Here is a 19,847-nt window from a genome sequence, read left to right on the forward strand (position 1 = left end):
CATTTGGATCTTACAAAATCATTGTATGTGATATATTGTTATAGATATAATATATATTTAAGCGACTTATATAACTTGAATATATGAATGGATAGGAGTGCGCTTCTCATGAATTTACACGCATTACGGCTCTTTCACGTCATCGCCACAACGGGTAGTGTTACCCGTGCTGCTGAATTGTTAAATATAAGCCAACCCGCCATAACAGCCCAGGTAAAAAAATTCGAGAAGGAACTCTCCCTTACGCTGTTCAAACCACAAGGCAGGGGCATCGGATTGACGGAGGCCGGTGCCGAGCTCGTCCCGCTTGCCAAAAGACTGTTCTCTGTCGAGCAGCAGATTGAACAATTCTGTCTGGATTATCGCAGCGGTTCGAGGGGACAAATCCGGATGGCGGCAACTTATCTTCCTTCCCATTTTCTCCTGCCGGCCTGGCTCGCGAAATACAAGCAGCGGTACGAAGAAGTAGAAATGAGCATAACCACCACGAATTCTAGCGATGCGCTTAAGCAGCTGTTACATATGGATGTCGATCTTGCGATATACGGCGGCCTGCCAGAGGAATCTCCGAATACGATACGGACCGAGGAGCTGTTCCGGGATGAGTTATGGTTTGTCGTATCCCCCGATCACCGTTACGCCAATCAGCGTATCTCCCTGGATGAGATGATGAGAGAGCCTTTTGTTATGCGGGAGGAAGGCAGTTCAACGCGGGAGCGGTTATTTGCCTTATGTCGTACCCATAGCGCGCCTTCCCCGCGGATCACGCTGCAATTCAATGGTCTGCACGAAGCGATTATGGCCGTCATTGCCGGATACGGTGCAAACTTTGTATCCTCACTCGTCGTGCGGGAGTATGTGGAGCGCGGCGAGCTGAGCCGGGTCTATGTCGATGGAATCGAGCTGCAAAATATCATTGCGGTCTGCACCCGCAAGCATGAACCGTTATCCGCTGCCGCTATGAACTTCGTGGATATGATCCGAAATCAGTAATAAGTAACCGTTACATTTTCCCTATACATTTTGCCTGCCGGGCTCCTCGTATTCTGATGTGCCGTAATTCCAAAAGGGCTGTCCCGCCAAGATCCAAGGATCTTTCGGGACTGCCCCTTTTTTTTGTCTACTCCTCTGAAGCTTGATTAATATATTCGCCGAACGCGTTAACCTTTAATGGAGCCGATCATGACGCCTTTCTCGAAATATTTTTGCATAAACGGATAAATGAGCAGAATCGGAAGCGTCGATACGATAATGACCCCGTACTTGATCTGATCGGCATAGCGCTGGGCATACCCTCCTGCATCCCCGCCTGTTCCCGCACCGCTCGAGAACACCTGGTTCGACAGCAGAATATCCCGCAGAACGATTTGCAGCGGCTGGAGCTTCGTGTCTCGGATGTAGATCAGCGCGGTAAAGAAATCATTCCAATGCCCCACTAAATAATAGAGTCCGATGACGGATACCAAGGCTTTGGACAGCGGCAGTGCCACCTTGAAGAAAAAGGTGAAATGGGAGCAGCCGTCCATGACGGCTGCCTCATGCAGCTCCTGCGGCAGCGAGTTTTCAAAAAAGGTCCGCGCAATGATCAAATAAAACACGTTGACGGAGAACGGGAGAATAAACACCCAGATCGTGTTGGTCAGGCCAAGCCCCTTCATCAACAAATAGGTAGGAATCAGCCCGCCGTTAAAAAACATCGTGATCACGAAAATAAACATGATGATCCGTCTGGCGCGAAATTCCTTTCTCGACAGCACATAAGCCGCCGGAAGCGTAAACAGCATGTTAACCAGGGTGCCGAATACCGTGTAAAACAGCGTATTTCGGTACCCCGTCCAAATCCGCATATCCTTGAAAATCTCCTGGTAACCGAAAAAGCTGATGTTTTTAGGGATAAACATAACCTTCCCCGTAGAGACGAGTGTTGAGTCGCTGAACGAAGCAATGATGATAAAGTACAGCGGATAAGCGATCAGCAGAAAAATCAAACCGCACAGAAAACCCAATGTGACCTTAAACGCTATCTCCTTGCCGTTGATGCGCGTTCTGGTAAGTTCATGTTCCACAACCGTTTCTCCTTCCCCGATCATTAGAATAGGCTCGTTTCCGACATTCTCTTCGATATCGTGTTCATCGCATACAAGAATACGAAATTGATGAGCGTGTTAAACAAACCGATGGCCGAAGCCAAGCTGAATTGATTGGAGATGATCCCGATTTTATAGACGTAGGTGGCAATGACCTCTGAGACGGGAAGGTTCAGCGAATTCTGCATCAGGAATATTTTCTCGAAGCCGGTCCCGAGGATATTCCCCATGCTGAGAATAAACAGGATGATGATGGTGGGTATGAGGGCGGGAATGTCGACATACCGGATCGTCTGCCATCGGCTGGCCCCATCGATTTTGGCAGCATCATACAGCTGGGGATCCACGGTGGACAAGGCTGCAAGATAGATAATGCTGTTCCAGCCGCAGTGCTGCCATATGTCAGAGAGCACATACACCGGGATAAATGTCGAGGTGGAGGCTAACAAATTGATATGTCCCAGCCCCACCGCCTTCATAAAGTGACCGACAACTCCGGTTTCGGAGGATAGCAGCACATTCAGCATGCCGACCAGCACGATAATGGATATGAAATGAGGTAGGTATACGGTGGTCTGCATCAGCTGCTTCATTTTTTTTCTGCGGATCTGGTTAAGGATGAGAGCCAATATAATCGGAGCCGGAAAGCCGAGCACGATCGTGGCCAGACTGATCAGAAACGTGTTTCGCATCAAATCCGTGAACAGGTAACTGTCGATGAATTGCTGAAAGTAGGCGAGCCCTCGCCACTCTCCGCCGGTCAGGCCTTGGCTGAAATCGTAATCCCGAAACGCAAGCTGAATGCCGTACATCGGGACATAGTTAAACAAGAGAATAACGGCAATCGCCGGAAAAATCATAATCCACAGCTGATAATCTCGTCTGAAGGTGTTTTGTCTTTTGCGGGATTCCATATCCTCCCTCCTAGTTTTGATTCATGTAATTGTCATAATATTTTTGCATAATCTCCAGATTCTGCTTCAGTCCTGCTTTCTCGCTTTCCTTGATGTACGCGTCCCATTCGGCTTCCACGCCGCCCTTGGTCACCCATTTGGCAAAGCTGGATTCCGCCAAATTCATCACGTTGGTGTTGTTCAGGCTCATGGCGTTATTGTCCATGGTGGAATATTTAATAAACATGCCGGGGAACACGTCCTTGTCGGGATCCACGTCTTCTAAAGCAGCCTCTAGCGGCTCCGATTGTCCCAGCACCTCCTGCATATCGGTGCCGAGCGTCAGCTTCAAGGAATCGGGGATATAAAATGCGCCGTTGTCCGCCATCGTTGAGGTCCATTTCCATGTGCCCGGATCCATCTTGGCATCGGCAGGAGGCAGAACGGCATATGTACCGTCTCCATTATCTTTAATATTCGGACCGATGGATCCGAACAACACTTGCATACCCACCTCGGGAGCATAGAGCTCGTTGATGAATTTCATGGCCGCTTCCTTGTTCTTGGTCTTGGCGGACATCACGATATGGTTGGGTCCATAGTTCAGGGAGTAATGATCATAACTCCAGGACAGCTTCCCAGCATAATCTGCCGACACCTTCATCGGCGGCATGGAAGCATACTGCGGTGCCAGCTGTTCGCCGAAACGGTCGGAAGCCACCCATCCCCAAGTGAAGCCGACCTTGGCTGTGTCCCCTTCGCCGCGCGCAATGGATTGATATTTCGTATAATCATGGGTGAACACTTCCGGGTTAATCAGCCCGGCCTTGTACAGCTTGTTCAGGAACATGACCATCGTTTTGTACCGGTCATCGGTGAGGAAGTTCTTCACCTGTCCGTCCTCCACGAAATAGCCCTGCCCGCTGCCGTCTGTCAGCGTGATGCCCATGCTGCCCAAGAGGACCGCAGGGTTAAAATATCCGCCGATGCCTCCCGGCCAATCCATCGGAATCTCGTCATTGGGATCGCCATTGCCGTTGGCATCCTTCTCTTTGAAGGCCACGAGCACTTCATACAGCTCATCCCATGTGGTCGGCATGCTCAGGCCGAGGTGATCCAGCCACTGCTGGTTAATGAATTGCCTGCTGGCGGAAGCCGGCCAGAACCGCTGGTATTTCGGAAGACCGTATATTTTGCCGTCCGACTGCGTTGCAATCACTTTGGTATCCGGTTTTTCATTAAACATGTTCTGTACGTTGGGTGCTTGATCAAGCATGCTGGACAGATCCTGGAAGAGCCCCTGGAACTGCGCAAAGTCGGCATCCGTAATGACGTTCGGCCCGATAAACAGATCGGGAATATCTCCGCTGGCCAGCATCGTCCCTTTCTTCTGTCCCCAGTCCGCGGTAATCTCCTGCCATTCGATGTCCACGCCCGCCGTTTCCTCAACCTTCTGCAGCCATTCCATTTCGGCCAGTGGCTTCGTGAGCGGGTGCTTGGTAATGATGGCGGTGAGCTTTACTTTGCTGCCGGTTTGCTCTCCGGGCGTCTCGGCCGATTCGTTCTTGTCGCCTCCTGCCCCGCTGCAACCTGTTAACAACATAGCCGTTATGGCGACGAGCGAGATGAAAACGTTTACCCTTTTCTTCATTCCATTACCTCCTGGTTTGGTTTGTTGGTCTGGTCCATAGGAAATGCAGCCATGTCTTGGCCTTGCCTTGGGACACATATCACTCTAAACGGAGGGGAAGAGCCCCGTAAACGAACAGTTTTTTAAGCATCCTCATTTTTTGAAAGCGCTTATAATAAGCCGGTTGAGAGCGCATCCATTTCGGCCCGCTGCAGGGAATTCAAATATTGTATATGTTCAAAAATTGAAGCTGCTTAGCTTAAAAAAGCGCCGGCACAGAAGCTTATAAAGAAAAAAGTTTATAAAAGACCGCTGTAAGCTGCCTTAGTTGGCATCAGCGGTCTTCGTTTTATGCTTTATGTGTATTTCGATATTGTCCGGGTGTCGTGCCCACCATCTTTTTGAAGGAACGGATAAAACTCGAGGTGTTGGTGTACCCCACCTGTTGAGAGATGGCTTCAAGGGTCTCCTCGCTGTTCCGCAGAAGCTGAATGGATTTCTGAATCCGGAGCTGATCGATATACTCTTTGAAATTTTGCCCCATCGTTTTTTTGAAGTGATGGCTGAAGTTAGAGACCGACATATCAAAATAATCGGCCATCATCTGCAGCGAGCAGTTTGGATCCATTCCTTTCTCCGCAATAAGGGACAGTATCTCTTCCTGCGTTGCCGTACGGGACACGGGGAGCGTTTCGCTGATCATATCGCACAGCTTGGCATAACTCTCCCTGATAATTCCGATCATCTGCTCCAGCGTATAACGGTGGTTAAATGCAGCCTCGGTTAGCCGAAGCAGGCTCTGGTCGTCATGACGGAACCGCTGGAGGCCGTTGAAGATGACGGTCACCGTATTGAGGTATACGCTCCGTATCATATGCGGCGGCAGGCTGTCATTGCTTAAATAACCGATCAATCGCTCCGCCAAAGAGCCCAGCATAGCCGCATCGTTCTTGAGGATCGCAAGTTCGAGGGATTGCAGGATTTCGGCAAAATAGGATACGGCTCCGGTTTGGGGGACCTCGAGGTTGTCAAAGATCAGCACGGTCCCGGTCTTCCGGATGCGCAGAAACTCCGCCGTGCGGAGCGCCTGCAGGTAAGAGAGATGGAGGTCCACCGGCAGTTGAGCTGCGCTAGGCTTACCAATGCCAATCACCGTTCGCCGGCCCGTCTGCTCCAATATTTCATCTTGCATCCGTTCCAGGCAGGATTTGAGCGGGAAATTCTCCACATGGGAGCACACCAGAATCAATTCCTGCTGATAGATGCTTTTAAAGAAATAGCCTTGGACATCATCCGGCAGCCGTCCTTCATAGTTCCGGCAGTAATCCAGTATCTTCTCTATCCCTGCTCCATCCGCTTCACAGCATAGTACGGCAACCGTGAAGGAATCATGATGAAACCGGATGCCGACCTTTCTTGCTTCCCGTTCAAAATCATCCCAGCCTGCAATATGCCCGCTCACCAGCTCAAACAGCAGGTTATCCCGCATAATCGGCAAAGATCCCTTCATATGCTCGTCCAGCTTGCTGTTGGCCAGCGAAAGCTCCTCCAACGTATATTTGATCGTATCGATTTCATTCATGTGTTTCCGCTCCCGCGGTTCAAAAACTTGAACGGCGAGATCAACCAAACGGCGAATCGGCTGGTAGTTCTTCCGGATGGATACGTAGATGATGAACATTTCAAGCAGCAGAATCAGCCCGACCAGGATGGCCGTATTCAGCTGAATCGTCCGAATGCCCTGCAGGGACTTCGTTACCGGCAGCAGGCTCACATATTTCCAGCCATTCTTATCCGAAACCGAGAACGACACCAGATAGTCCGTTCCGCTGATTTGGTAAATGCCCGAAGAGGATGCTGACTCTTCCCCTATGCCGTGCACAAGATTCCTGAAATCATCGGAGGATTGGTATGACGTATCATTGGAGGATACCAATCGCCTTCCCTGACCGTCAAACACATAAAAATCGCCGCTATAGGTTTCCGAAACGGACTTCATCATCCGGACAATCGTATCCTCCCTGACCATGATCATGACGGCTCCGGGAGAATTCGAGCCTCCTACCGGCAGCGGCTGTACGAAGGTCAGCATTCTGACCCGGTTATTGCCGGGCACAACCACATTCTCCACAGGCCTGACGATAGGAGAATGAAGATCATTCAGGGTCTGGATCATATCTTCATGCGCCCAGTTTTCATAATAGTAACCGACGCCCGGAATGGAAAGGTCGTCTAGACTGTATGCGCTTCCAGTTTTGGAAAACAAATAACCGATGTTCTTCACATACAGCAAGGTGTTGTAAATAAACGCATCGGTTGCATTGTATTTTTTCATCTCATTGGCAATAAGCACCCGCTGGTAGTCGCTTTCCTCCGCCTTATACATCTTGAATTCCCGGTTCTGCACCAGTTCAAACGGCAGATTGTATACATACCTTGTAAACGTATCCATCGATGTCATGAACTGCTCCGTAATATGCGCATTCCAGTCCATTTCCTTCTCTTTCACCACTTCTGCCGAATAAGGGTAGTAATAGCACAGGATGACGATCACGGGAAACATCAGCACAAGCAAATAGGAAATCAACAATTTTGTCAGCAGATTAATCTTATGGATTCGCAAGCGACGACCACCTCCCTATCCTTCATACCAAACCTGAAAATGTTATCTATAAGAATACGTAATTTTCAAAAAAAAGAAAACTCATTTCCTGTTATAAACCTTTGGAAATGAGTTTTTTGATATGTGTACTATTTTTGTGGCAGCAGTCAAGAGGATTGCTCCACGCCCCATTTTTCGGCCCACTTCTCCATCTCCTGCAAAGAATCCAGGAAGTCCAGCCCCTTCTCGGTCAATGAATACTCCACGGAGACCGGAACGGTAGGGAATACCTCGCGTCTTACGATCCCGCTGCCTTCCAAATGCCGGAGCACATCCGTTAAGGATTGCGTCTTGATGATGGCTGCATCCCGATGAAGCTGATTAAACCGTTTCGGTCCTTGCGCTAATTGCGCGATGACGAGAAACGCCCATTTGGCTCCAAGAATTTGCAGCACCGAGCAGATATGATTGAAAGCTGGCTTTTCCTGAAAGTCTTCTCTTACCGGTTCCAATACCTCACCCCATCACTAACTAATCGTAAGTTAATCAAAATGATTGGATAATATCCAAATACTTTGCCTTCTTACATAATATATGCGCACTACTTATAATACAAACACAATGAGATTTCAAGTTATACCAACCCGTTTGCGGCATGTGCTAGCCATGATCGCAGAGGGTATTGATCTCCGAACGAAAGGATGAATTAGATATGAATCGATTTACGATATATTTATTAGCGCTTGGAGTTTTCCTTACCGCCACTTCGGAACTGGTCGTCTCGGGTATTCTGTATGCGATCGCTGACGATCTTCATATTTCCTTGGCCTTTGCCGGCCAGCTGATTACCGCTTATTCGCTGGCTTTTGCGATCGGGACACCGTTTCTGGTCTCGCTTACCGCTCGGATGAACCGTAAAAAAGTGCTGCTCGGCTCGCTTCTGCTGTTCATTGCCGGCAGTCTCGTTTCCTATTTCAGCACCGAGGTATGGATGCTCATGGGTTCCCGCATCATCCTGGGGGTAAGCTCAGGGGTGTATCTCGTTGCCGCCATGGGGACTGCAGCCAAACTGGTATCGCCCGATACATTGGGCCGTGCCATCGGCACCATCGTGCTGGGTTTCAGCAGCGCCATGGTGCTGGGCGTTCCGATCGGAATATGGATCACGAATCTGCTGAACTGGCAATCCATCTTTCTGCTGCTGGCTCTGCTCAGTCTGGTGGTTGCCTTTGTCCTGATTAGACTCCTGCCGGATGTTGAAGGAGATACACCTGTTCCCTTTCGCCAGCAATTCAAAGTGCTGGGGAGCGTGGTCATCGTGAGCGCGCTGCTCCTTACGTTCTTCCGGGAATCGGGTAACTCGGTACTGTTCACGTATGTTACACCATTTATCCAGGATATTTTCCATATGGCGCCGTCAGGCATCAGCATCATTATGCTCGGCTTTGGACTGTTTGGAGCAATCGGCTCCAGGCTCGGCGGATATGGGGTCGACCGGTTTGGGCCTGCGAAAGTGATTACCCTCAGCACGCTCATTCATATCGCGGTATTCGCGCTTCTTCCGCTGCTCGCCAGCCAATCGTTCATAGGGCTCGTGCTGATGGGAATCATGGTGCTGTCCATGTTTGCGGCGGGGCCGGCCGTTCAGAGTTATTTTATCCAGCAGGCTCCGGGCTCTTCCAATCTGATTCTCAGCCTAAACACCTCCATTGTGCATCTCGGGTTAGCCGCAGGCGCGGGTGCAGGAGGCTTCATGGTGAATACGACGTCCACCCTTCAATATCATCCATGGCTCGGTGGATTCGTGCTCGCGCTCGGCCTGGTTGCAGGACTGGTCAGCTTCTCGACGGGACGGAACTCGCCGATTTCCATACCGAAATCGGCCTGACCTCGCCTGCTCCACCATAGGATTTTAGCGCAAGCCGCCCTGCCAGCGGGCGGCTTGCATCTGCTGATTCATAAAATGGGCTCACGGATGTTTGCCCATGGGCATAACGTGTGTTATGGGTCAACGCCTATTACATTATGAAGGGCAGGAATCAATAGTGGCGGTCTCTTATATGGATTTCACCTCACCCTCCGTTCGGTATACTTACGATATGAGCAATAACCCTTTTTTCAAAAAAGATAGTCAGAATTACATTAATTCTCTCTCCGTAAAAGAATTGAACACGCTCGGCAACGCTTCCCTGCTGGATATATACCTCAGTACCGGAAACGTAGTGGAGCCGCATATCCATCAGAATGCAACGGAGCTGGTCTATGTCGTTTCCGGCTCAGCCATCGTCTCCCTTGTCAATCCGTTTACGAAAGAGCTGCTGAACTTCACGGTAACGCCGGGGCAGGTTGCGCTTGTGCCCCAAGGCTGGTGGCATTATGAAATGGCGACGGTTGACAACACGCACCTGATCGCGGTCTTTGACGCGCCGGTGCCTGAATTCATTGGAGGTTCGGATCTTTTGAGATTGACGCCGGCCAGCGTGTTCGCTCACACCTACTGCCTGGACGAAGCCAAAGTCAAAGAGACCTTGGCGCCGATCACCGACACGGTTGTCATCGGGCCGCCCAAAAGCTGTCTGCAGCAAGGGCAAGTGCAAGGACAGATGAAACATCAGCCTCATGCGTCTCATCATAATCAGCACTATTATCATCAAGAAGGCACTGTGAACCGTGATTATGAGCTGCTACAACAACAGCAGCAGTTGTTCCAGCAGCAGTTCCAGGTTCAGGATCAACCGCAGCATGGAACGTATGCTGCTGAACCACAGCGAATACCAACTCAAGAACAAGAGCAATTCCGTTCGCAGCAGCAATTACAAGAACAACAGCGTCAGCAGTTCATTCAACAACAGCAGCAGTTGCCATTCCTGCAGCGCCAGCTCATTGGAAATGGCTGGGATCAATTCTGATCAACCCTCTGGTGATAGAGGTCCTCCATAGAAATACGCAGCATCACGATTCGCCAGCGATGCTGCGTATTTCTTTTTATATGGAATTATATTAATTAGGAAAACCGGATGCTCCCGTTATTTTCATCTTCCGTCTGGGGTATGGCATGATCGCAGAAGCTGCCATACAAGAAGAACTGGCAGAGGGGAAACTCCAATCACGACCTATTCCGTCCTGGCTGCCCGAGCGCCGGATTTATGCCGTTCGCCACCGCAATAAGCTGATCAGTCCCGCGCTGCGGCTGTTTTGGAGAAACCTTTTGAACAATTTTGCATCACAACAGCCGGAAGAGAGTCATGACACGATTCAAGATTAATCCCGCTATATTTCGTATTCTTCGAAAAACGGTTAGAATAGTAAGGTACGGCATCTATCGAATGCCAATGTATATTGAAGGAGGATCCCTATATCATGAGCGTTGATTATAAAGCGTATTTCGCTGAACACCGCGAAACCCATCTGAATGAGTTGAAGGAATGGTTGTCCATTCCGAGCATTTCGGCCCTGTCCGAGCATAAAGGCGATGTGGCAAAGGCTGCCGAGTGGCTCGCAGGCAAGCTGACCGAAGCGGGACTTGAGCATGTGGAAGTTCATCAAACGGCAGGACACCCTATTATTACGGCAGACTATTTGCATGCCGAAGGCAAACCGACCGTGCTCGTTTACGGCCACTATGACGTACAGCCTGTAGATCCGCTTCATCTGTGGGAAACGCCGCCCTTTGAGCCGGCTATCCGCAACGGTAAATTGTATGCACGCGGAGCAACGGATGACAAAGGCCAGCTGTTCCTGCATGTCAAAGCCGTTGAAGCCATTTTGAAGCAAGAGAAAGAGCTTCCGGTCAACATCAAGTTCTGCATTGAAGGCGAAGAAGAGGTGTCCAGCCCGAACCTCCCGCTCTACCTTGACAACAATAAGGACAAGCTGGCTGCTGACGCCATCGTGATCTCGGATACGTCCCTGCTCGCACCTGGCAAACCGGCCATTTCTACAGGCCTTCGCGGATTGTGTTCCCTGGAGTTGTCTCTGGAAACAGCTAATACCGACCTTCATTCCGGTACATATGGCGGCGGGGTACCCAACGCCCTGCATGCCCTCGTCTCCCTACTCGCCTCGCTTCATGACGAGCAAGGCCGCGTCGCCGTAAAAGGCTTCTATGACGGCGTGCTCGAGCTGTCGCCTGAAATGCGCGAGGAATTTGCCAAGCAGGAATTCGACGAGGATAAGCTGAAGCAGGATCTCGGCCTCGATTCCCTGTACGGTGAGAAAGGGTTCTCCTTCGTTGAACGCGTGGGAGCGCGTCCGACCCTTGAGCTGAACGGCGTATATGGAGGGTTCCAAGGAGAAGGCAGCAAGACGGTCATTCCGAGGGAGGCCCATGCCAAAATTACGTGCCGTCTGGTAGCAGACCAAGATCCGCAAGCCGTGCTTGACGCGATTGAAGCCCACTTGCATGCCCACACTCCAGTCGGATCGAAGATTACCTTTAAGCCGAAGGAAAAAGCATTCGCCTTTAACATCGATCCATCCCATCCGATGCTGCAAAAAGCCGCGGACGCGTTCGAGCATGTCTACGGCACGCGTGCCCTCTTTACGAAGGATGGCGGGTCCATCCCGATCGTGGAGAAGCTGTCCAGCACGCTCGATGCACCTGCCGTCATGATGGGCTTTGGCTTGCCGGACGAGAATCTGCATGCTCCGAACGAGCATTTTAATTTGGAGAATTTCGATCAAGGCTTGCTGACGATCGTAGAGTATTTGAAGCTCGTGTAACTTTTGACACCCGGCACAGTCCGAAGAGTAAAAGTAATATTCTAAAAAAAGAACGCGTATGGCGGGAGAACCGACTCCCTGCCAATACGCGTTCTTTTGTTTGTATGAAAAACCGCTGCCATCCCAAACATACGGCTGCCAACGGACCACAGATCCGTTATTTGCCACGATTCAGGCCATTCTCTTATGGTAACGGACACCAAGTCCGCTATTTAACCTTTTCGCTGCGGAAAAACGAGCTTTTTAAGCAAATAACGAACCTCATGTCCGCTAGAATCAAAGTTTAGCTCTTATCGGATCAAATAACGTCCGCTGAGTCCGGTGAATCCGAAATTACATTTGACACGCTGTCCACTCCACCTTCTCGCTCGTTAATGTCAGCAGCTCATTATTTACTTCGTTTTGTGTATCGCGATCTTGCGAGCTAAGATTCTCCAAATAACGATTAGCGTCATTCGTCCTTGCTCTAAGCCCCTCCATTTATGGAATCAGCAGTTATCATATCACCGTGATTGTACTATGGTTCAGCATTGGCCTTTCTTCTTCCACAAACTATGTTGTTGCGCTAGCAGCGCATATGCATTCATAGCGATGGGGATGTTAATAAAAGTGCATATCGGGTATTAAAAAGATAACATCTGTACATCGCTGAGGAGGGAACGTATGAGAGCAGTCACATTTCAAGGCGCAAAAGACATTCAGGTCAAACACGTGGAGGATCCGTCCATTCAGACCCAGGATGATATTATCGTCCGCATCACCTCTACAGCCATTTGCGGTTCCGATCTTCATATATACCTAGGGGCTATGCCTGCGGCTAAAGATTACGTGATCGGCCATGAGCCTATGGGGATAGTAGAAGAGGTCGGAGCTAACGTAACCCGCGTGAAAAAAGGCGACCGCGTCGTTCTTCCGTTCAATGTTTCTTGCGGCCACTGCTACTATTGCAATCACGATATGGAGAGTCAATGCGACAATTCCAATGGCAACCCGGATGTCCATACCGGAGGTTACATGGGTTTCACTGAACGCTATGGCAACTATCCTGGCGGGCAGGCTGAATATTTGCGCGTACCGTACGGGAACTTTATGCCGTTTGTCATCCCCGAGTCATGCGAATTGGAGGATGAGGCGCTTCTCTTCTTGTCCGACGTTCTGCCTACGGCCTATTGGAGCGTGGAGAATGCCGGCGTGAAGCCAGGCGATACCGTCACGGTGCTCGGCTGTGGACCGGTCGGTCTGATGACCCAGAAATTCGCCTGGATGAAGGGCGCTAAACGGGTAATCGCCGTGGACCGCCTTCCTTACCGGCTGCAAAAAGCAAAGCGAATGAACAACGTTGAGATCTACAATTTTGAAGACTATGAGGATATGGGCGCGTACATCCGCGAGATCACCAAGGGCGGAACAGATATTGTGATCGACTGCGTCGGCATGGACGGGAAGAAGTCAACCATGGAAGCCATCGGTCAAAAGCTGAAGCTCCAGGGCGGAACGTTAAGTGCAATTGATATTGCCATCGATGCCGTTCGCAAATTCGGCACCGTTCAGCTGACCGGTGTATACGGTTCATTGTACAACATGTTCCCGCTGGGCCATATTTTTGAACGGAACATTACCCTTACCATGGGACAAGCCCCCGTCATCCATTATATGCCGGAGCTGTTCAAGAAGATCACCGCCGGGGAATTTGATCCAACCGAGATTGTATCTCACCGGCTTCCGCTGGAACAAGCAAGCGATGCCTATCGGATATTTAGCGATCATGAAGAAGACTGCACCAAGGTGGTTCTGAAGCCGTAGCGTCAATTCACAGCGACAAGAATAAACCAAGCATCTCCTCTCTCAACTTTGGGATTGGATAGGAAGTGCTTGGTTTTTTGTTTCCCGTTTCATGGAACTCTTAGTGAGTGAGCTTAAAATCTTCCCGGATGAGTGTTGGACGCTTCGACATAACCTCAAGTCTCAAGGGATGCGTGTCGTCAACGGCTAACATATTCGCCGGGGAGGCTGTCTATTCATTCGCTTTTCTGGGATTCACCCGAATGATCGTCCCGCATGGATCGGATATCCAGTAGCCCTGCGAGTTCTCGTAAACCTCCACCTCATCCCTGCGATCCACCTGATGCTCTCTCAAATATGAAGCGGCCGCCTCAGGATGATCCGTAGTGACCTCTAACCAGACATCCTGCTGAGCATAGTGAGTCATGCAATCCAGCCATAAATGGTTCGGGCCGTGCTGAAAGAGGTGTGAACCATCCTTGAAGCCCAAATAAGGCAGCTGCAAAACCTCTTTGTAAAAATGCACAGTTTCCTCATACTTGTACTTCGGAATTTTAAGGGCAATATTGTTTCCACCGACAAACCGAATATCCGCTGATGACATGAGTACAAACCTCCGTCTGTTTTTTTATTATCGTATCATGCTCTGGCTTCAATAAATTCTTCTAGATTGCTATCCTGTCAATGATAGGCTAAGACGACCTCGGCATCGGTTTATACCAGTTTGGTATATGCGTCTGAAACCCCTCATACCAGTTCAGTACCTCTTGAGCCTGATTCAGCATAACCTCCACTTCCTGCTCTCCGAAGGGAATCGCCCAATGAATCGAGGAAATCTGATTGCTCGCGATATAGAGTGCCATTAATCTAAAGAATGAATCCGGTACCTCTCCACCTTGGAAATATCCGTGAATACGACCGGAAGCAAACCACGGGCTAATCGCGGCATCCCATGTTATCCGGTTAAACTCCTCCCAAGGATCACCGGAATCCGCCCGGTTGAAATCGATGATGCCCAGTTCACCTTCTGGCGTAACCACCATATTGCCGATATGATAATCCCCATGTTGAAAAGCACGAGGCCGCTCCTCAAGCAAATACCGATGCTCCTCCATATAACGAATCATGTTGTCCGCACCTGCGAGTCGGATGCCGCAGCTCTCATAATTTTTGATGTACCTATCCATCTTGGAATGATAATAAACTGCCCACGTGTCAAAGCTGCTTTCAGCCGGAATACGATGCAATTCGCTTAAATATTTGCCTGCCTGAACGCCAAGCCGGTACTGCTCCTGAGAATCCAGCAAAGGAATCGCATCCCTTGCATCTTCTCCCGGAACCCATGTGAACAGGGAAAATACTTGCCTGCCCTCATGGCAGACGCCAAAATCAATCGGGCGGGACATTCGCATTTCGATAGGATCCAGCTTTTTTACCGCTTCAAACTCCCACCGCTTTCGCTCATATTGAGAGATGTCGGATAATCGAAGGAGCCACTCCTTGCCTTCCGTATCCTGAACATAGTATTTGCGATCTGCCGACCAGCCCTTATCAACCGTTTGAACGGTCATCCATTTATCTGCCCCCGGGATTTCGCGAATCTCGTCCTGCATGCTGCACACCCCCTATATTCGATATCCGGCACGATCTTTAAATCTCATACATTATAAATGAAGAGGGTTCTATAGACCATGCAGATAATTTCCGGCTAAACACTGAAATACATAAATTCTTCTTCTCCCCATAATCACTGACCGTAATTGTCAGGAATGATGTAATATACTCGACTTACAGCATCCATCCTAATATAAAGCGAGGGTTTACACATGAACATGAGCATAGAGGATTTTACGACAGAATGGTTAAAAGAGGCTCGGATTACGGAACAAGTCATGGACGCATTAACCGACGATTCGCTCAAAACCGCCATGACGGATCAGCATCGCACGCTCGGTCAGCTGGCATGGCATTTGGTTATGTCGGTTCAGTATATGACCATGCTCGGTCTACAATTTGAAGGCCCGTCCCGCGAGCAGGAAATCCCGGATTCCGCCGCCGAGATTCAGAGCAGCTACCGCCGGATCCGGCATGCCTTCCTGGATGCCGTGAAGTCGCAGTGGAGCGAGGAGGATCTTCGCGCTACCCGTGAATTCGACGGAGAGCCTTGGTCAAATGCGGCATTCCTGCATTTTACCCTGGTTCATCAAGCGCATCACCGCGGACAGATGACGGTGCTGATGAGACAAGCCGGCCTGCGAATTCCCGAGCTCTACGGTCCGACCTACGATTCCTGGATCGACAAGGGCATGGACCCGCTCGTGTAAAAAGGATACAATTTATTGGAAGTAACATGGGGGATTCTCCCCATCTGGAAGGAGCACGCTTGATGTCTAAAGCGGATAATATGCTGTCGATCCTGTGGATGCTCCGCTCGGGCAAAAAGATGACCGCACAGCAAATCGCCGATGAACTGGAAATCCATGTTCGAACGGTGTACCGCTGCATCGATTCGTTATGCGCCAGCGGCGCGCCCATCATCGCCGATTCCGGGCCGAACGGCGGCTTTCGGATCCTCGGACAGTTTGCCGAATCCCCACTGATGTTTGATGCAGAAGAGCAGAAGGCATTGGTGCATGCTTCGATCTTTGCCAAAGAAAGCGGCTATCCGTTTACAGATGCGCTGCAGCGGGCGATTGACAAGCTGAAGCTTTATACGAACGAAGAGCAGCTTTCTCAGATCGAACGGCACAGCGGCGGCGTCTCGGTGTTGCAGCCTCCTGTCCATAAGGGGCTGCGGCCGCTGCTTCAGACGCTTGAAAGTGCCGCGGCGCACGGGCAAACCCTGAAAATGACGTATTCGAAGGGCAGGGAAGGCGCCAGCATTACCCGAAACTTTGACCCCTACGGTATCATCCACTGGAAGGGTCAATGGTATGCCGCCGGCTTCTGCCATCTGCGTCAAGAGATTCGCAATTTCCGCGTGGATCGGATCATTGGGCTGGAGCCGACGGAACATGCATTTGAACGGCCCGCTGATTTTTCGGCCAAGGATGTACTGCTTGGCAGTCTGCTGCCCGATCAAGGCAGCCATGAACCGCTGGTCCATGTCGTCATCCAAGGTCACGAGCATGTTCTGAATGAATTAAGTCAGCATTGGTTATTTGGACATACGCTTGTGAAACGCTGTGATGGAGAAGCTCATTTCCGACTGGATACGTCTTCGCTGACGTCCTATGTTCCCTATTTTCTTCTCCCTTATGGCAAATCTTTAACCATTCTGGAGCCCGCTTCTCTTGTTCTGAAACTGTCAGAAATCACGACAAGCATGGCGCTCCATTACGAACGCATGTTAAGCGACATGACCAAAAAGGAAGGGTGAACCCGATGGAGAAATTCGCGATGTACGGAAAGTTGACCGCCCATCCCGGCAAACGGGATGAACTTGCAGAGATCCTGCTCGAAGCAGCAGCGATGCTTAGCGATAACAAAGATTGTGAACTCTATATCGTCAACGTTTCGGACAGCGATCCGAATGCCGTATGGGTCACGGAATTGTGGAGCAGCCAAGACGCGCATGCCGCTTCATTGCAGGGAGCCGATACGTCCGAGCTGCTCCAGCGCGGACGGCCGCTGATCGCCGGCGCGGAGCCGCTCAAGCTTAAACCGCTTGGAGGAAAAGGTTTTTAGATATAGCTGGTCTGAAGAAAAGAGGCTTTCCCCGAATCGAATTTCTGGGACAGCCTCTTTTTTGCTATATATTGTTTCGGTATTCCGAGGGGCTGTAACCGACCTCTTTACGAAACGTTTTCGAGAAATAGTTCGCCGATTCAAAGCCGGTTGCGTCCGCAATTTCTTTGATGCTCAGAGGGGTCGTTCTCAGCATGAGTTTGGCCTGCTCCATCCGCTTAAGGCTTAAATATTTCTGCGGCGTGATCCCGAAATGCCGCTTGAAGTACTTAATAAAATAATTCGGATGCAAATGCAGCGTCCCCGCCATCTGCTCCAGCGTAATCTCCTCATGCAGGTGATTCTTAATGTACTGCTGCACTTTGTGGAGCCTGCCCATATCTTCCATTTTGTCCTTATGAATCTGCGGGTGCTGGTGTTCGAACACTCGGGACAGGATGTCCAGCATCACCGACTTTTCCCGCAGACGCGCGGCGATGGTATCGGAGCGATGCGCATCGACCAGTTGCTGGAATAATGTCGGCATCTCTGCGTTCCCCGACAAATCATAGCAATAGGGAACGTTCAGCCAGGAAAATACATCGGAATCGCCTACGGTCGCCGAGAAGTGCGACCAGTATTTAAGATAGGGGCGGCCGCTGATGACAGAGTAGGATTGCCTGGTCCGTGCCGGCATCAGAACCAATTGACCCGGAACGGGATACAGCTCCTCATCGCCGATTTTCACCCATCCTTCCCCATCCAGGATAAAATAGAGTTTGTTATAAGACACGGTGTAGTCGAATTCCTTCCACTCCGGCCAGCACTGCGTTCTTTCGGCCTCCCAGATCTGAACCTGCATGTTCAGGAGCATCTGCTGAATGGCTTCATGTTCATTTCGTTCATTCTTCATCTTCGATTATCCTCTAAAGTTATTATAATACCCGTCAGAGTTAAGTAATTATCTATTCATACTAACACATTCTTGTTAAAATCAAACTCGACAATTCCAAGAATCGGAGGTTTGAATCCATGACAACGACTACCACTCCAACCAATCAAGTCATCCAGGAACGAAACCAGCGTGTGCAATGGTTCCAGAACGACCGTTTCGGCATGTTCATCCACTGGGGACTCTACTCGATCCCAGCCAGAGGCGAATGGCTCCGAAGCTCGGAACAGATGAGCATCGAAGACTATCAGACCTATTTCGATGAATTTGATCCCGTTGACTATAATCCGCGGGAGTGGGCCAAAGCGGCCAAAAAAGCAGGCATGAAATATGCGGTGCTAACGGCCAAGCACCATGACGGATTCTGTTTGTTCGACAGCAAGCTGACGGAATATAAATCAACGAATACCAAAGCCGGGCGGGACCTCGTGCAGGAGTTTCTGGAAGCTTTCCGTGAAGAAGGCCTTAAAGTCGGCCTCTACTTCTCGCTGATCGACTGGTACCATGAGGACTATCCGGCCTATGGAGACCGCATTCACCCCATGCGCGCGAACGAAGCCTTCAAGCGCGATCCGAAAAACTTCGACCGATACCTGGATTACATGCACGGGCAGGTTCGAGAGCTGCTGACAGGCTACGGCAAGCTCGATATTATGTGGTTTGATTTCTCCTATGGTAACATGCGCGGCGAAGTGTGGCGCGCCACCGAGCTGATGAAGATGATCCGCGAGCTGCAGCCGCACATTCTCATCGACAACCGGCTCGAAGGCAGCGGCGAGAGCGGAGGCAGCATCTATACTACCGATCCTTCCGTTTACAGTGGAGATTTCGCTTCACCTGAACAGATCATTCCGCCGCACGGCGTCGTGGATCAGACGGGTGCCCCGATCCCGTGGGAAGCCTGCATCACGCTGAATAACAACTGGGGTTATGCAGCCGCCGACCGCAATTACAAATCGGCAACCACGATCATCCGCAAGCTGGTGGAATGCGTCAGCAAGAACGGCAACATGCTGCTGAATGTCGGACCAGACGCTAGAGGCGTCATCCCGAGGGAGAGCCTCGACGTGCTGGAGGAAATCGGTGACTGGATGAGTAAGAACGGCGACAGCATCTATGGCTGCGCGGCCGCTGATTATCCGAAGCCGGATTGGGGTCGGTACACCCAAAAAGGCAATAAGCTGTATGCCCACGTCTTTGAGGAGTCCATCGGACCGATCAATCTCATCGGCATGGCCGACAAGGTGAAGAAGGCACGTCTGCTCGCGGACGGATACGAATTGTTCCTCAGCCGCCCATGGAGCGCTGCGGAATTCATCGAGGACGCATTTGTGAATTTCGCGCGTCCTGAACACTTCACTTATCCGCTCCCTGACAAACGCAATACCGTCATTGAACTGGAGCTTTATGACGAATCGGATCGTTCGTAACGATAAGATCGCATATACCATGAACTAATCCCTATAAGAGCCTGACTTGATGTTTTGTTACATCGCGTCAGGCTCTTTTTTAT

18 protein-coding genes are annotated in these 19,847 nt (G+C 50.4%); 10 read left to right on the top strand and 8 right to left on the bottom strand.

What is annotated here, in order from left to right:
* The first annotated feature begins 108 nt into the window (after positions 1–108).
* Positions 109–993 carry a LysR family transcriptional regulator gene (locus PLA01S_RS08855; RefSeq protein ID WP_127591660.1) on the top strand — a complete coding sequence of 295 codons (885 nt, stop codon included), beginning with the start codon at positions 109–111 and terminating at the stop codon, positions 991–993.
* A 167-nt stretch (positions 994–1,160) separates the two neighbouring features.
* Here the strand turns inward: PLA01S_RS08855 and PLA01S_RS08860 are convergent, their stop codons facing one another.
* From PLA01S_RS08860 to PLA01S_RS08880, 5 genes are all read right to left on the bottom strand, one after another.
* Entirely contained in the window at positions 1,161–2,090 is a 930-nt protein-coding gene (locus PLA01S_RS08860; RefSeq protein WP_100538594.1) for a carbohydrate ABC transporter permease, read from the bottom strand.
* Entirely contained in the window at positions 2,090–3,001 is a 912-nt protein-coding gene (locus tag PLA01S_RS08865; protein ID WP_127591661.1) for an ABC transporter permease, read from the bottom strand. Before PLA01S_RS08865 ends, PLA01S_RS08860 begins: the two co-directional genes overlap by 1 nt.
* Positions 3,002–3,011: 10 nt before the next feature.
* Complete coding sequence (locus PLA01S_RS08870) at positions 3,012–4,631, bottom strand: ABC transporter substrate-binding protein (protein ID WP_127591662.1); 1,620 nt, start codon at positions 4,629–4,631, stop codon at positions 3,012–3,014.
* 328 nt (positions 4,632–4,959) lie between these two features.
* The gene (locus tag PLA01S_RS08875) at positions 4,960–7,233 is read right to left on the bottom strand and encodes a helix-turn-helix domain-containing protein (RefSeq protein ID WP_127591663.1); all 2,274 of its coding nucleotides are present in this window, start codon (positions 7,231–7,233) and stop codon (positions 4,960–4,962) included.
* 146 nt (positions 7,234–7,379) lie between these two features.
* Entirely contained in the window at positions 7,380–7,724 is a 345-nt protein-coding gene (locus PLA01S_RS08880; protein ID WP_127591664.1) for a winged helix-turn-helix transcriptional regulator, read from the bottom strand.
* A 200-nt stretch (positions 7,725–7,924) separates the two neighbouring features.
* Here PLA01S_RS08880 and PLA01S_RS08885 point away from each other — a divergent pair, with 200 nt between their 5' ends.
* From PLA01S_RS08885 to PLA01S_RS08905, 5 genes are all read left to right on the top strand, one after another.
* On the top strand, positions 7,925–9,100 hold the full coding sequence (locus tag PLA01S_RS08885) for an MFS transporter (protein ID WP_127591665.1): 1,176 nt from the start codon (positions 7,925–7,927) through the stop codon (positions 9,098–9,100).
* Positions 9,101–9,257: 157 nt separating this feature from the next.
* The gene (locus tag PLA01S_RS08890) at positions 9,258–10,121 is read left to right on the top strand and encodes a cupin domain-containing protein (protein WP_127591666.1); all 864 of its coding nucleotides are present in this window, start codon (positions 9,258–9,260) and stop codon (positions 10,119–10,121) included.
* A 146-nt stretch (positions 10,122–10,267) separates the two neighbouring features.
* Positions 10,268–10,477: a LysR substrate-binding domain-containing protein gene (locus PLA01S_RS08895; protein WP_246059400.1), complete on the top strand. Its 210-nt coding sequence runs from the start codon at positions 10,268–10,270 to the stop codon at positions 10,475–10,477.
* A 95-nt stretch (positions 10,478–10,572) separates the two neighbouring features.
* A complete protein-coding gene (locus PLA01S_RS08900; protein ID WP_127591667.1) occupies positions 10,573–11,934 on the top strand; it encodes a dipeptidase in 1,362 nt (453 codons plus the stop codon).
* A 663-nt stretch (positions 11,935–12,597) separates the two neighbouring features.
* Entirely contained in the window at positions 12,598–13,737 is a 1,140-nt protein-coding gene (locus PLA01S_RS08905; RefSeq protein WP_127591668.1) for a zinc-dependent alcohol dehydrogenase, read from the top strand.
* Positions 13,738–13,948: 211 nt separating this feature from the next.
* Here PLA01S_RS08905 and PLA01S_RS08910 read toward each other — a convergent pair whose 3' ends face one another.
* Together PLA01S_RS08910 and PLA01S_RS08915 are read right to left on the bottom strand one after the other, a co-directional pair.
* A complete protein-coding gene (locus PLA01S_RS08910) occupies positions 13,949–14,320 on the bottom strand; it encodes a hypothetical protein (RefSeq protein WP_127591669.1) in 372 nt (123 codons plus the stop codon).
* A gap of 88 nt (positions 14,321–14,408) precedes the next feature.
* Positions 14,409–15,329: an aminoglycoside phosphotransferase family protein gene (locus tag PLA01S_RS08915; RefSeq protein ID WP_127591670.1), complete on the bottom strand. Its 921-nt coding sequence runs from the start codon at positions 15,327–15,329 to the stop codon at positions 14,409–14,411.
* 213 nt (positions 15,330–15,542) lie between these two features.
* Here PLA01S_RS08915 and PLA01S_RS08920 point away from each other — a divergent pair, with 213 nt between their 5' ends.
* The 3 genes from PLA01S_RS08920 (at position 15,543) to PLA01S_RS08930 (ending at position 17,403) form a co-directional block, all read left to right on the top strand.
* Positions 15,543–16,040, top strand: coding sequence for a DinB family protein (locus PLA01S_RS08920; RefSeq protein ID WP_127591671.1), 498 nt, complete (start codon positions 15,543–15,545; stop codon positions 16,038–16,040).
* Positions 16,041–16,102: 62 nt separating this feature from the next.
* On the top strand, positions 16,103–17,095 hold the full coding sequence (locus PLA01S_RS08925; RefSeq protein ID WP_127591672.1) for a helix-turn-helix transcriptional regulator: 993 nt from the start codon (positions 16,103–16,105) through the stop codon (positions 17,093–17,095).
* A 5-nt stretch (positions 17,096–17,100) separates the two neighbouring features.
* Complete coding sequence (locus PLA01S_RS08930) at positions 17,101–17,403, top strand: putative quinol monooxygenase (protein ID WP_127591673.1); 303 nt, start codon at positions 17,101–17,103, stop codon at positions 17,401–17,403.
* 64 nt (positions 17,404–17,467) lie between these two features.
* Here the strand turns inward: PLA01S_RS08930 and PLA01S_RS08935 are convergent, their stop codons facing one another.
* Positions 17,468–18,295, bottom strand: a complete 828-nt coding sequence (locus PLA01S_RS08935) for an AraC family transcriptional regulator (RefSeq protein ID WP_127591674.1) — start codon at positions 18,293–18,295, stop codon at positions 17,468–17,470.
* A 119-nt stretch (positions 18,296–18,414) separates the two neighbouring features.
* Here PLA01S_RS08935 and PLA01S_RS08940 point away from each other — a divergent pair, with 119 nt between their 5' ends.
* Positions 18,415–19,764, top strand: coding sequence for an alpha-L-fucosidase (locus tag PLA01S_RS08940; protein WP_127591675.1), 1,350 nt, complete (start codon positions 18,415–18,417; stop codon positions 19,762–19,764).
* The last annotated feature ends 83 nt before the right edge of the window (positions 19,765–19,847 follow it).

This window comes from Paenibacillus lautus NBRC 15380, from assembly GCF_004000945.1.
Classification (GTDB): Bacteria; Bacillota; Bacilli; order Paenibacillales; family Paenibacillaceae; genus Paenibacillus_AQ; species Paenibacillus_AQ lautus.

Coding starts and splice junctions, on each gene's coding strand:
- PLA01S_RS08855 (WP_127591660.1), top strand. CDS start 109: ATGAATTTACACGCATTACGGCTCTTTCACGTCATCGCCACAACGGGT.
- PLA01S_RS08860 (WP_100538594.1), bottom strand. CDS start 2,090: ATGATCGGGGAAGGAGAAACGGTTGTGGAACATGAACTTACCAGAACG.
- PLA01S_RS08865 (WP_127591661.1), bottom strand. CDS start 3,001: ATGGAATCCCGCAAAAGACAAAACACCTTCAGACGAGATTATCAGCTG.
- PLA01S_RS08870 (WP_127591662.1), bottom strand. CDS start 4,631: ATGAAGAAAAGGGTAAACGTTTTCATCTCGCTCGTCGCCATAACGGCT.
- PLA01S_RS08885 (WP_127591665.1), top strand. CDS start 7,925: ATGAATCGATTTACGATATATTTATTAGCGCTTGGAGTTTTCCTTACC.
- PLA01S_RS08895 (WP_246059400.1), top strand. CDS start 10,268: ATGATCGCAGAAGCTGCCATACAAGAAGAACTGGCAGAGGGGAAACTC.
- PLA01S_RS08900 (WP_127591667.1), top strand. CDS start 10,573: ATGAGCGTTGATTATAAAGCGTATTTCGCTGAACACCGCGAAACCCAT.
- PLA01S_RS08905 (WP_127591668.1), top strand. CDS start 12,598: ATGAGAGCAGTCACATTTCAAGGCGCAAAAGACATTCAGGTCAAACAC.
- PLA01S_RS08910 (WP_127591669.1), bottom strand. CDS start 14,320: ATGTCATCAGCGGATATTCGGTTTGTCGGTGGAAACAATATTGCCCTT.
- PLA01S_RS08915 (WP_127591670.1), bottom strand. CDS start 15,329: ATGCAGGACGAGATTCGCGAAATCCCGGGGGCAGATAAATGGATGACC.
- PLA01S_RS08920 (WP_127591671.1), top strand. CDS start 15,543: ATGAACATGAGCATAGAGGATTTTACGACAGAATGGTTAAAAGAGGCT.
- PLA01S_RS08925 (WP_127591672.1), top strand. CDS start 16,103: ATGTCTAAAGCGGATAATATGCTGTCGATCCTGTGGATGCTCCGCTCG.
- PLA01S_RS08930 (WP_127591673.1), top strand. CDS start 17,101: ATGGAGAAATTCGCGATGTACGGAAAGTTGACCGCCCATCCCGGCAAA.
- PLA01S_RS08935 (WP_127591674.1), bottom strand. CDS start 18,295: ATGAAGAATGAACGAAATGAACATGAAGCCATTCAGCAGATGCTCCTG.
- PLA01S_RS08940 (WP_127591675.1), top strand. CDS start 18,415: ATGACAACGACTACCACTCCAACCAATCAAGTCATCCAGGAACGAAAC.